Here is a 12,322-nt window from a genome sequence, read left to right as displayed (position 1 = left end):
TGGGGGTGGAGCGACGGGGATCGGCGGCCGGTGTCTCCCGCGCTCACTCTTCGTCCGGCGCGTCCGGGAACGCCTGCTGCTGATGACCACCGCGCAGCGTGCCTTCCAGATACGCGGCCTTGCAGGCGCGGCGGGCGATCTTGCCGCTGGAGGTGCGGGGGATGGAACCGGCGGGCACGAGCAGCACATCGCGCACGGTCACGCCGTGCCGCTGCGCAATGGCCGCGCGCACGGCGTCGGCGATCGGGACCGGATCGGCCTTGTGCGCGCCGGGACCGCGCTCGGCGACGATGACCAGCTGCTCGGAGGAATCGTCGGGATCGAAGCTCAGCCCGGAATGGCTGTCCTGGGCGAACACCTCGGCCGGGAGCTGATTCGCGGGCACCGAGAACGCCGCGACGAAGCCGGGACGCAGCAGCTTACTGGCCTCCTGCGCGGAGTACTCGAGGTCCTGCGGGTAGTGGTTGCGGCCGTCGACGATCACCAGATCCTTCACGCGGCCGGTGATGTAGAGCTCGCCGTCGATGTAGACGCCGTAGTCGCCGGTGCGCATCCAGATGGCGTCGGGCTCGGTGCCCGCGGCCTTGCTGCCCTCGGACAGGCGCTGGGTGAGGCGGTTCTTGAAGGTCTTGCGGGTCTCCTCCTCGCGACCCCAGTAGCCCTGCCCGATGTTGTTGCCGTGCAACCAGATCTCGCCGACCTGGCCCTCGGGCAGCTCGCGCGCGCCGTCGGGATTGTCGACGGTGTCGGGGTCGACGATCGCCGCCCACTGCGACAGCGCGACGTACCCGCAGCTGACCTGGGCGATGGAGTTCGGCGCGCCCTGGTCCACCTTGACGATGCGACCGGCGTTGAGCTCGTCGCGGTCGACGTAGATGACCTTGGCCTCGTCCTCGTGCCGGGTGGCCGAGACGAACAGCGTGGCCTCGGCCATGCCGTAGCAGGGCTTGATGGCCGTCTTGGGCAGGCCGTAGGGGGCGAACGCCTCGTTGAACTTCTTCATCGACGAGGTGGTGACCGGTTCGGAGCCGTTGATCAGGCCGATGACATTGGACAGGTCCAGCGTCTCGCCGTTGCGCGGCAGACCGCGGGCGGCGGCGTGCTCGAACGCGAAATTCGGTGCGGCGGCGAAGGTTCCGGCGCCGTCGGAGACCGCGGCCAGCTCCTTGATCCAGCGCGACGGGCGGCGCACGAACGCGCTCGGGGACATGATGGTGATGTACTTGCCGCCGATCGCGGGCAGGATCACGCACAGCAGGCCCATGTCGTGGAACAGCGGCAGCCAGGTCACGCCGCGCGAGTTCCAGTCCAGGTTGATCGCGTGCACCATCTGCAGCAGGTTGGTGCCGACCGCGCGGTGGGTGATCTCCACACCGGCGGGGGTACGGGTCGAGCCGGAGGTGTACTGCAGATACGCGATGTCGTCGACGTTGATCTCCGGGCGCACCCAGGATTCGCCGAGGGTGTCGGGCACCGCGTCGACGGCGATGATGCGGGGGCGCTGGGCGGCCGGGAGCGGCCGGAAGAACTGGCGCACGCCCGCGGCGGAGGAGCTCGCCGTGAGAATGGCCGAGGGCTCGCAGTCGCCGAGCACGGCGTGCAGGCGGTCGGTGTGGCCCGGCTCGTCCGGATCGAACAGCGGCACCGCGATGGTGCCCGCGTAGATCGCGGCGAAGAACGAGATCACGTAGTCGAGGCCCTGGGGCGCGAGAATCGCCACCCGGTCCCCCGGCTTGGTCACCTGTTGCAGGCGAGCGGCCACCGCGCGCAGCCGGACGCCGAATTCCTTCCAGGTCAGGTCCTGGTACTCCCCGTCGCGCTCCCGGGAGTAATCGATGTAGCGGTACGCGAGGGTGTTCGCGTCGTTGCGAGTGTGCTTCTCGACGTAATCGACCAGGGTCCGGCCCTCGGGAATTCTGATGTTCCCGGTTTCGTCCAGGTAGTCGTCGAAAGTCTCGTCCGTCATTCCTTCTCCTCCGAGGCACACGCAGCACGGCGTCATGGCCGCTGTTACCTGTGAGGCCCCGACTCGCTATCGCCCGCGGGCGCTCTGTGGTGCAAGAGCATGCCTGCAGCTTTTTCGGCGGTCTGCGCGGTGACCGCCTATCGGCTAGATGTACTCAAACCAGGGACATGTTACAGAGCAGGCCCAGGAGCGGTCTCCGGAGCGCGGCGAACACATCCTGCGGCTGTCCCTCCCGCGATATCGGGATGACCGGCGCGAACGCATCCATCTGATCGGAAACACTCCGCCATAGGACATCGAGGTCGGCGCGCGCACGTTACGGACGGGCTCCGCGATCTCCTCGAATGTGCCGATCGCCACAGGGGGCGAGGTCGGAATGTCGTCGCCGGTCCGGTTCAGCTCGATGTCGGCAAAACGATCACCGGCCGCCTCCTTGATCAGTCGCACTTTCTCGATGGTCCCCTTGACGCCCAGGACCCGGACGTCCCGTCCCGCCGCCCGGCGGATCGGCCGCGGTGGCGTACCCGGCGCGGGTGCGGCGGCCTGTGACATGGACTCCTGCTCCTGGACGTGCGGAAAATCGCTGCGACGCCGGTCCGGCCCCGGGGGGACCGGCTCCGGCGTCGCGATCATCGCAGCACTTTACAGCCTATGGAAGAAACCGCGTGGTCCCTTCGAATCATGAATGTGCGGGATCACGAATGTGCGGGATGGGGAGCCTTGTCGATCAATCCGATGGCCCAGTCCGCGGTCCACCCGGGTGCGGTGGTGCCGCTGTCGTCCACCTGGTACGAGGCGTAGAGCGCGTGCACCGGGCTGCCGACCGAGCGGACCAGGGTGGTCAGGCTCGGAATGATGTTGACCGGATTGAGCGCCTGCCGGGGAGCGTCGCAGATCAGATCGCCCGGCGCGCACATGGTGAAGGTGCGGTCGGCGAGCGCGCCGAAGCCCTCGGGCCGGGGTCCGGTCATGGTGATGCCCGGGACGGTCAGCCCGCGCAGGGCCACCTCGGCCCCGACGCCCGGTGGATTCGCGCCGATCACCGTCGCCTGACCCGGCCCGCTGTCGCGGCGGCCGTCGGCGATCAGGGTCACGCCCAGCACCTTGTCCGCGGCGACCGGACCCTTGCCCGCGCCGATCTGCGCCGCGACATCCCCGGCGATGACCGCGCCCTGGGAGAAACCGGCGATCACATAGCTGGTCAGCGGGCAGTCCTTCGCGGTCGCGGCCAGCTTGTCGGTCGCCTTGCGGGTGCCCTCGGAGCGGCTGTTGTTGTAGGACTGCTGGCCGTCCGGCGGGATCGCGATCGGATTGGAGAACTGCGCGACGTAGGGGACGGTCCAGACCTCGAGGCGGCCCTCGGGGAACCGCGCGCGCACCGGGTTGGTGACGCCCAGCATCAGCGAGTTCGGATTGGCGCTCGGGTGGTAGGGGTCGTCCCCGCTGGCCGACTCCCAGGTGCCCGGGACGGCCACCATCAGCACGTCCGGGCAGCTCGCGGGCTGGGTGGCGGGTGGACGCGGTTCCGGCGGCTTGGGCTTGGGCAGATGCAGCAGCCCGGCCAGCAGATACCACAGCAGCAGCACCAGGACCACGACCGCGGCGAGGACGCCGAGCAGCAGCAGGCAACCCGGGCGGCGACGGTGACCGCCGCCCGGACGTCCCGTCGGTTGGTAGGTCACTTGTTGCAGTAGGTCGCGTTGGCCGCGTCCATGTAGATCCGGCCCGCCTGCTCGACCGTCATCTTCTGCGGGTCGAAGCCGGGATCGGAACCGGCCATGGCGTTGACGTAGGTCGCGATCTCCTGATCCGACGCGCCGCCCGCCTTGCCCTGGCACACATAGTTGGCCGCGGTGAGCGCGATGTCCGGGCTGGCCGGGCTGACGCCGCGCTTGCGCAGCTCGTCCAGGAACGCCTGATCCTTACTCGACACCGGTCCGGTCTCGGTGGGTCCGGGCGAGGGCGTGACCGGCTCGGGCCGCTCCAGCGCCGAACTCGTCGGCGGGGCCTGCTCCGAGCTGGGCGCGTCGCTCGGGGGGATCACCACCGAGGGCAGCGTGGTGGTCGGGGCGGCGGCGGTCGAGGTCTTCAGCGTGGGCGTGCTCGACGCCGTCGAGTCGTTGTTTCCGCAGGCGGCGAGCAAACCGGCGGCCGCGAACGCCACGAGCGCACCGGTCACCTTTCCACGGGTCCGAAGCATGTATTCGTATCCTCGATCTGTTCACAAGGGGTCAGCGGTCGCGTCCAGGCTAGCCGTTACCCCCGTATCGGGGGCACGGCGACCGAAAACCTCAGATACCTCTCACAACGGCTCTCACAGGCCGTGGATCTCGGGCCTGCCGTCGGTGATCACGACGAAGCCGGTCTGGAAGTTCTGCTGGACGCCGCCGGGGACGGCGAACTCGTCGCTGATCGGATAGCCGAGGCGGCCGTTCTCGTAGCCCTGCTGGGCCCAGGCGTCCATGATCGGGCCGGCGCGCACGGCCCAGGCGCCGGACAGGGGGCTGAAATAGATGTTGCCGCCCTCGAATCGGGAGTAACTACCGCCGTCGCGCAGGGGCAGTTCGTCCTCCACCGGGAAGCCGAGTTGACTGTTCTCGAACCCCAGTTGCGCGTACTTGCCGAGGATCATCCCCTGCACCCGATGCGCGCCCGTGGTGGCGCTGAAGTAGATCGGCCCGTTCTCGAAGCCCTGGACCACGCCGTCGCGCTGCGGGGTGCGCTGCTCCGGCCCGGTCGGGTAACCGCCGGGCCCGCGCTCGTACCCCTCCCGCCCCCAGGCCGCGAGGATCGCGCCCCGGACCACCTGCGCGCCCGTCTGCGGCGTGAAGTACACCGAACCGTCCTGGAAGGTCTGATAGCGCCCGCGCCCGTCGGGCAGGCCGTGCTCGTCGTCGGTGGGCAGGCCCACCGCGCCGGTCGCCGCGGTGAAGGCGCCGCCGATCATGCCGCCCACCGGATGCGCGCCCGTGCCCGCCGACCACAGCACCCGCCCGCCGTGGAAGTCCTGGGCGACCCCGCCCGCCACCGGGTACTCGTCGGTGACGCACGGACCCAGCCACGAATTGCCCTGGGCCACAGCGTCGATCGCCCCGCCCGCGTGACACGGCGGCGCGTCCGCCTCGACCCCGAGCGCGCCCGCGGCCTGCGGCCACGCCTGACGCATCTCGAAATCCCAGTACGGCCACGAATGCGTCCCGGACGGACGGAAGTTCACGGTCACCGGGATCGACAGCTTGTTCAGCTTGTCCACGAAGTTCTGACTGGTGAGCCGGGCGAGGATCTCGAGGCCCATCCCGGCGTAGTTGGTGCTGACGCCCGGGATGTCGGAGGGCCGGTCGTGGGTGCCCGTGGTACCGCTGCCCGCCGACACGTACAGGCTCACCCCCTTCAACTTGTCGGCCAGCGCGTAGGGGTCGTGCGCCTCCCACTCCGGACTCGTCGGCGGACCCCACATGGCGTCGGCGTCGAACCCGCCCGCGTCGCGCATGGCGAACATGATGGCCTGCGGCATCCCGAGCGTGGTGGTGGTCAGCATCCCCGAATACGAGGCGGCGTAGCGCACCCAGCCCGGATTGCGCCCGGCCAGGAACATCGCGGCCGTCCCGCCCATCGAAAGGCCGGTCACGCCACGCACATCCGTGGCCCGCCACTGGCTCTCCAGCAGCGGGGGCAGCTCCTTGGTGAGGAAGGTCTCCCACTTGTAGTTCTTGCCGTTGTCCGGCTGCACCCAGTCGGAGTAGAAGCTGGACTGGCCGCCGATCGGCAGCACCACGGTGACGTTCTTGTCGGCGTAGAAGTCGCCGGCCCCGGCGTCCTTGGTCCAGCCGCTCTCGTCGTCCTGGGCGCGCAGGCCGTCGAGCATGAACATCACCGGAAACCGCGCGTCGGGGCGCAGATTCCAGTCCCGGGCCAGCAGCAGCTGCACCTGGATCGGCGCGCCCGCCATGCTCGGCGAGTCGATCCACAGCGAGACCCGGCGATCGGTCAGCCAGACCGCCCGCTGCACGGTCGCCCCCGCGACCGCGACGGGCCGGACCACCGGCTGCGCGGTCGCGGGGGCGGAAAGCCCTGCCGCCCATGGCAATACGATCGCCGCCGCGATCGCGGCCAGCCTCCTGCCAGCAAATCGCCCGCGGCGCGGGTTCTCCGCTCTCTTCGATAACTCACCAGGCACAAGAGGTTTGTACCGCGCGGAGCGGGGTCAAGAGGGTAAGGCGCGCGGTAGCGGGAAGATAACGAAAAGGCACTGCCCCGCGTGGGACAGTGCCTTTCGACCGGATTGTGGCTATCAGCCCGCGTTCAGCGCCGCGAGCATGCCCGGACGAGCCTTGCCCAGCTCGTCCTCCCAGTACTTCCAGGAGTGCGTACCGGCCGACGGGTAGTCGTACTGGGCGGGGATGCCCAGCGACGCGAGCCGCGACTGGAACGACTTGGTGCTGATGAACGAGATCGCCTCGATGCCCATGGCATTGGCGGTGTTGAACACGCCCACCGGGGAGTTCGGGTGATCGTACTGGCCGGGCAGGCCGTTGGCCGAGGAGATGAACATCGGCAGGTTGCGCAGCTGCGGCGCGAAGACCATCGGATCCGAGCGCAGCCACTGCGGGCTCCACGGCGCGGCCATCGAGTCGACGTTGAACCGGCCCGCGTCGAGCATCATCACGCGGATCGCCTCGCGCATGCCGGGGGCGTTCCAGTTCAGCGGGCCCGAGAACGAGGCCGCGTACTTGAACTGATCCCGGTGGAACGCCGCCAGCCGCAGCGCGGCCGGACCGCTCATCGACAGGCCCGCCACCGCGTAGTTGGTGGGCGAGACGCCGTAGTTGGACAGGAAGTCGGGCAGTTCCTTGGTGAGGAACGTCTCCCACTTGTAGGTGAACTTCTGGCCGTTGGTGTTGCTGGGGGCCTGCCAGTCGGCGTACCAGCTGGACTGACCGCCCACCGGCATGACCAGGGTGACGTCGTCGTTGCCGAACATGCCCTGCGCGTTGGTCTCGAACGACCACGCGTTGCGGTCGTCGCGGGCGCGCAGACCGTCGAGCAGCAGCACGGCGGCGTTACCGCCGTTACGGGCCCACTGGACCTGAACCTTCACCGGGCCCATGGAGGAGGGCACCATCAGCTCGTCGTAGCCGCCTGCCGGGCTGCGATGCACCGGGGCGCCGACCGGAGCGGCCAGCGCGACCGTCGGTGTCGCCATCCCCGCCGCGATCGGGAGGGCCAGAGCGGCCGCCCCCACCGCCAGAAGCCGTGCGCGCCAACCGAGCTGTGCATTTCGCCGTCCTGACTGGACTCCCTCCGGCGCGGCGGACCTGCCGAAACGCATTGATACTGCTCACTTTCTGCTGCTGTAAGTCTGCTGTTGTAGCTGGCGCCCACCTCGGATCCCGACCTTCCGATGTGAGCGACGGCGCGTCTACGAACTGGTCACACTTGCGCTCGCTGGACGATATGCGACGGTCCAATCGTTAGCAAGATGGGTTGATCCTTGTGACCGAAATCCGCCCGTGCACCTCCCGTAATCGTGCGGTGACCCTATCGCGTTCCGGCAGTGATGTCGCGCGAACCCGGAATCTCCCGCCCGACTCCGCGTGACCGCCGCCGAGGGCGTGCGGACGCCCCGAACCGGCCGCGAGTCCGGCCCTCGGGGTCCGGGTCACAGCTATTGTCCCGCACACCATTTGGCGCGCCCCGGTTCGATATGTCGCTCGTGCCAACGCATCCCGAATTTCCGGAAATACCGAACACACTCGATGCCCGAAATGCGAAGGAATGCACGCGAATACACGACCGGTACCCGAAACCGCCCGAATCAGCCGATATTCGCCGACATATCCGGAATCATCCGATACGCCTCGGCCTGCCAGTTGAACCAGTCGTGCACGCCCACGTCCGGGAACGAGTAGACCACGTTCTGCGCACCGAGGCTGAGCATGCGCACCTGGAAGGAACGGGTATTGGCCAGCGCCAACGTCTCCAGGGGCGCGCCCCGCACGATATGGTCGGCCGCGGCGAGCGGGGGCAGCGCCAGATCCTCCGGCGAGGGCACGCCGCTGCCCGCGGCGATCCACAATCGGGTGCCGTTGGCAATCAACCGGGGCGCGAAAACGAACGGGTCCATGCGCAACCAGGCCGGACCCCACGGCGGCGCCATCGAATCCACGTTGTAGCCACCGGCATCGATCATCGCGACCCGAATGGCCTCGCGCATACCGGGGGCGGAGATATTGAGATAACCCGAGAACGAACCCGCGAAGCTGAATTGATCGGGGTGATAGGCCGCCAGCGTCAACGCCGCGCTACCGCCCATCGACAGCCCGAATACGCCGTTGCGGTCGGCGCGGAAGCCGAGCCGATCGCGCAACGCGTCGCGCAGTTGGACGGTCAGGAAGGTCTCCCAGTCGTAGCGGTAACTCTTGCCCGGTCCGGCCAGGAACGTCTCCGTCGCACCGGATCCCGTGACCGATCCGAAGCCGGGCGAGCTGACGCCGAAATAGGAACTGGGGGCGTTCCAGTCGGCGTAGAAGCTGGACTGGCCGCCGATCGGCATGACCGCGTTGATGTTCCACGAGGCCAGCACCTCGGCCACATTCGTCTCGTGCTCCCAGCCGCTGATGTCCTCGGTGGCCCGCATGCCGTCGAGGACGTACGCGACACGATCGGTGTTGCCGTCGGCGGCGCGCAGGACGCGGGTCTTGATCGGGCCCATGACCGGGGAGTCGACCCAGAAGTCGAAGGCCGCGGGGTTGAACGCCGCCCGCGCGGGAACCGCGCCGACCGCGACCGGCAGGGCGAGCAGCACCGCCGTCGCCAGGACGATCCGCCGCACCCACGCACCTTGCCGACGGGGCTTGTTCCGCGCACCTCGCATCGCTCACGACCTTTCGCACGGCGACCGGGTGGACCTCGCACGACCAGTCGCTCGATCCGGGAGAACCGAATGATGTACTGCCTGGCTGTACCGCGGGTTACTGCTTCCGCTGAAGTATTGCGGATGACCGGTTGGTTCGCCGGGAGGCGGCGCGGAATAAAACCGAAAAGTGATCTTGGACGTGGGGTGCAGATGAGAAAGCCCAGTCCGCGGCCCTGGGGCCGCGGACTGGGCGCGAGAGAGGGAGCTCCCGGTCAGCCGATGTTGGCGGACAGGTCCGGGAGCATGCGGTAGACCTCGCTCTCCCAGTAGCGCCAGTTGTGCACGCCGACGTTGGGGAAGTCGTAGGTGACGTTGTTGGCGCCCAGGGTGGCCATCCGGACCTGGAAGGCGCGGGTGTTGGCCAGGGCCAGGGCCTCGAGGCCCATCGCGTTCAGGGTGTTGAAGTTGGGGCCGTCGGTCGGGCCGGGGAGACCGCTACCGGCGGAGATCCACAGCCGGGTGCCGTTGTCGCGCAGGCGCGGGGCGAAGACGAACGGGTCCATGCGCAGCCAGTTCGGACCCCACGGCGGCGCCATCGAGTCGATGTTGTAGCCGCCCGCGTCGATCATGGCGATGCGCAGCGCCTCGCGCATACCGGGCGCGGAGACGTTCAGGTAACCGGAGTAGGAACCCGCGTAGCTGAACTGGTCGGGGTGGTAGGCCGCCAGCGTCAGCGCGGCGCTGCCGCCCATGGACAGGCCGAACACGCCGTTGCGGTGGGGGTTGAACCCGAGCCGCGACTGCAACGCGTTGCGCAGGTCGCTGGTCAGGAACGTCTCCCAGTCGTAGCGGTAGCTCTTACCGGGACCCGCGGCCAGCACCTGGGTGGCGCCCGAACCGGAGGCCGAACCCGAGGACGAGCCGGTGAGCGGCGGCAGGCCGAAGAACGAGCTCGCCGCGTTCCAGTTGGCGTAGAAGCTGGACTGCCCGCCGACCGGCATCACCACGTTGATATTGGCCGCGGCCAGACCGGCGGCGACATTGGTCTCGTGCTCCCAGCCACTGATGTCCTCGGTGGCCCGCATGCCGTCGAGCACGTAGACGACCCGGTCGGTGTTGCCGTCCGCGGCGCGGAAGATCCGCGACTTGATCGGGCCCATGACCGGGGAGTCCACCCAGAAGTCGGTGCCCGACGGGTCGAATGCCGCCGATGCGGTGCCCGTCGCGGCGACGGAGGCTCCGAAGGGCACCAGCGTCGCCACCGCCATTCCGAGCACCGACCGCTTCAGCCAGCCGGCCCGACGTCTGGTCTGCGCCCCTCGCACAGTCACGCCTCGCATATTCTGTTCGGCCTTTCCCTTGTGCGGCCGGGGTCGGCCGCGTCAATTGCAGATTCGATCGCCCCGTGGCGTATCCACATGCACCACATACCCGCATGCGCAGCATGCCGACACGCGCCCCCGACGGACGTACTCACCGGAGCTTATCGTGTCCACTCCGGCGCGGCGTTACCAAACCGAGACAAAGTGGCGAAAAACTCGAGCTAGCACCACTAATTCGGAGCCACCGGGGCGGTCGGATCGACCAGGTGACACCGCTGGATCTCGTATTTCGGCACCCGGTCGATACGGTACTTGGCGAAGTGCAGGGACTGGATCACATTATGGCGGAAGCGGTCCCGCGTCAGCGGCGCCCGCGAGGAGGCCAGCAGATCCTGCGTCTCCGGGCAGCTCAGTGCGGTCCGGGCCTGTGTGACCCATTTCTCGTCCAGGAACCACGGCATCCACGGATGCCGGTCGACCATGCCGGTGTCCACGAGCACCCAGTCGGGGTAGAGGTTCTTGTCGTGCCCGATGCGGCCGTCGGCGAGCCGGTCGGTGTGCGCGGCCAGCGGATATGCCAAGCCCTCTTGATCGATCACCCTGACACTCAACGGGACGTTCATACTCGTCATGCCCAGATTCAGGAAGTAGACCGTATGCCCGGCCCCCCCGTCGGGTATCGGCAGCGGCGGCGGGGCGACGTACCACATCATGAACGACGGCGAGTTCAGCAGCAGGCCGCCGTCGGGGGTCTGCGCGATATCGCGGACCATGGCCCGCATCCGCGGATAGTCCAGATAGTCCTCGGCCAGAACCGGATGATCGTGCCCGCTGTTGAGCACGTAGTAGACCCGCTCGTCGACGATGCCGGACGCGCTGATCGAGGAACCGGCGTTGGTCGCGGTGGTGTTCGCCGCGACCAGCGCCCAGCCCACCGCGATCACCCAGGCCGCGAGCGGCACGGCCACCAGCAGCGCCTGCCGCCGGGACGCGCCGCGGGCGGGCAGCCGGATGGGCAGCACCGACACCGGCAGCAGCAGGATGAACAACTGCGGCAGCAACATCCGCCCGTGCATGAAGTCGCCGCCGACCCGCAGATTGAACGCCACCAGCAGCACCCCGCCGACGAGCAGCAGGGTCACCACGGCCGCCGGGGACCGCAGCCGATCCCGGCGCGACCACCACCGGGGGCGCTCCCCCGGCTCACTCACCGCGTCGCGCTCGCGCCCGGCCCGCAGCAGGACCGCGGTCGCGACCACGAGCAACAACAGCGGCACCCACAGGTAGTACGGCCCCACCAGATCCCACAGATACGTGAAGCCCTGCGCCCATTTCGCGCCGCCCGCCTCCTTGGCGACGGCGGTGTTCGGATAGGGCAGCCCGTAGTAGCCCATCCGCCAGATCTGATAGCCGACCGGAACCAGCCCGGCGACGACGACGATCAGGGCGCGAATCACGAGGGGCGCCAAGCGGGTTCGCGGCATCGGCGCGCAGAAGATCAGCAGCAGGGCCAGTCCGCCGAGGATGGTCATCTCCGGCCGGATCACCCAGCACAGCCCGGCCCAGAACACCAGCCCGAAAAGCCCTGGCAGCCGGACCTTCTCGGCCTGGCTCCAGCGGATCAAACCCCACCACAGCACGCCCAGCCAGAAGATGACCAGGCAGTTCTCCAGTCCGGAGGTGGCGTAGTCGCGGGCCGGGGGCACCGCGATGTAGACCAGCGCGCCCGCGGGCACCAGCAGCCGTCCGGCGCGCGCCCCACCCCACAGCCGCGCCGAGCCGAGCATGGCGAACACGATCGCCAGCAGCGAGAGTGCCAGCGCCACGGCCAGACTCACGTATTCGAGCCGGGCGTGGGTGAGCCAGCCGAAGAACCAGATGACGTAGGTCCACGCCGCGCTGGTGTTGGTCTCCACCCGCTCGCCCGCGTTGAAGACGGGGCCATTGCCCGCCAACAGGTTTCGCACCGTGCGCAGCACGATCAGCCCGTCGTCGGCGATCCACCGCCGCTGCCACGAGCCGATGCCGAACAGCACCACGGTCAGGGTCACCCCACCGACGAAGGTGGCGCGGGACAGCAGCGAGGGCCGCCGCTCGGCCAGGGCCCGGCGCAGCGCGGCGCCGACCGGTAGGGCCGTCGTGGGGGCGTCCTCGTGCTTGTTACCCGCTACCACCATC

Annotated in this window: 8 protein-coding genes and 1 pseudogene; all 9 read right to left on the bottom strand. The window is 68.8% G+C overall.

Annotated features, from left to right (window positions below):
- Positions 1-43 precede the first annotated feature (43 nt).
- Positions 44-1,966, bottom strand: a complete 1,923-nt coding sequence (fadD32, locus tag ACFYTQ_RS09530; protein WP_387358688.1) for a long-chain-fatty-acid--AMP ligase FadD32 — start codon at positions 1,964-1,966, stop codon at positions 44-46.
- Between the two features lie 154 nt (positions 1,967-2,120).
- A pseudogene (locus ACFYTQ_RS09525) lies at positions 2,121-2,425 on the bottom strand (hypothetical protein); the annotation flags it as partial.
- A 236-nt stretch (positions 2,426-2,661) separates the two neighbouring features.
- Positions 2,662-3,648 carry a cutinase family protein gene (locus tag ACFYTQ_RS09520; protein ID WP_387358686.1) on the bottom strand — a complete coding sequence of 329 codons (987 nt, stop codon included), beginning with the start codon at positions 3,646-3,648 and terminating at the stop codon, positions 2,662-2,664.
- Positions 3,645-4,166, bottom strand: coding sequence for a DUF732 domain-containing protein (locus ACFYTQ_RS09515; protein ID WP_387358684.1), 522 nt, complete (start codon positions 4,164-4,166; stop codon positions 3,645-3,647). Before ACFYTQ_RS09515 ends, ACFYTQ_RS09520 begins: the two co-directional genes overlap by 4 nt.
- 114 nt (positions 4,167-4,280) lie before the next feature.
- A complete protein-coding gene (locus ACFYTQ_RS09510) occupies positions 4,281-6,080 on the bottom strand; it encodes an alpha/beta hydrolase-fold protein (protein WP_387359195.1) in 1,800 nt (599 codons plus the stop codon).
- A gap of 177 nt (positions 6,081-6,257) precedes the next feature.
- Positions 6,258-7,169, bottom strand: a complete 912-nt coding sequence (locus tag ACFYTQ_RS09505; protein ID WP_387358682.1) for an alpha/beta hydrolase — start codon at positions 7,167-7,169, stop codon at positions 6,258-6,260.
- 612 nt (positions 7,170-7,781) lie between these two features.
- Positions 7,782-8,840, bottom strand: a complete 1,059-nt coding sequence (locus tag ACFYTQ_RS09500) for an alpha/beta hydrolase (protein WP_387358680.1) — start codon at positions 8,838-8,840, stop codon at positions 7,782-7,784.
- A 254-nt stretch (positions 8,841-9,094) separates the two neighbouring features.
- Positions 9,095-10,162 carry an alpha/beta hydrolase gene (locus ACFYTQ_RS09495; RefSeq protein WP_387358678.1) on the bottom strand — a complete coding sequence of 356 codons (1,068 nt, stop codon included), beginning with the start codon at positions 10,160-10,162 and terminating at the stop codon, positions 9,095-9,097.
- Between the two features lie 212 nt (positions 10,163-10,374).
- Positions 10,375-12,321: a flagellar motor control protein ZomB gene (gene zomB / locus ACFYTQ_RS09490; RefSeq protein ID WP_387358676.1), complete on the bottom strand. Its 1,947-nt coding sequence runs from the start codon at positions 12,319-12,321 to the stop codon at positions 10,375-10,377.
- Position 12,322: the final 1 nt, after the last annotated feature.

Source organism: Nocardia sp. NPDC004068 (assembly GCF_042874315.1).
Lineage (GTDB): Bacteria > Actinomycetota > Actinomycetes > Mycobacteriales > Mycobacteriaceae > Nocardia.
This window is presented reverse-complemented; position numbering and strand designations above follow the sequence as displayed.

Bases quoted from the DNA above. Each gene is read 5' to 3' on its own strand.
- fadD32 (WP_387358688.1), bottom strand. From the start codon at position 1,966: ATGACGGACGAGACTTTCGACGACTACCTGGACGAAACCGGGAACATC.
- ACFYTQ_RS09515 (WP_387358684.1), bottom strand. From the start codon at position 4,166: ATGCTTCGGACCCGTGGAAAGGTGACCGGTGCGCTCGTGGCGTTCGCG.
- ACFYTQ_RS09505 (WP_387358682.1), bottom strand. From the start codon at position 7,169: ATGGCGACACCGACGGTCGCGCTGGCCGCTCCGGTCGGCGCCCCGGTG.
- ACFYTQ_RS09500 (WP_387358680.1), bottom strand. From the start codon at position 8,840: ATGCGAGGTGCGCGGAACAAGCCCCGTCGGCAAGGTGCGTGGGTGCGG.
- ACFYTQ_RS09495 (WP_387358678.1), bottom strand. From the start codon at position 10,162: ATGCGAGGCGTGACTGTGCGAGGGGCGCAGACCAGACGTCGGGCCGGC.
- zomB (WP_387358676.1), bottom strand. From the start codon at position 12,321: ATGGTGGTAGCGGGTAACAAGCACGAGGACGCCCCCACGACGGCCCTA.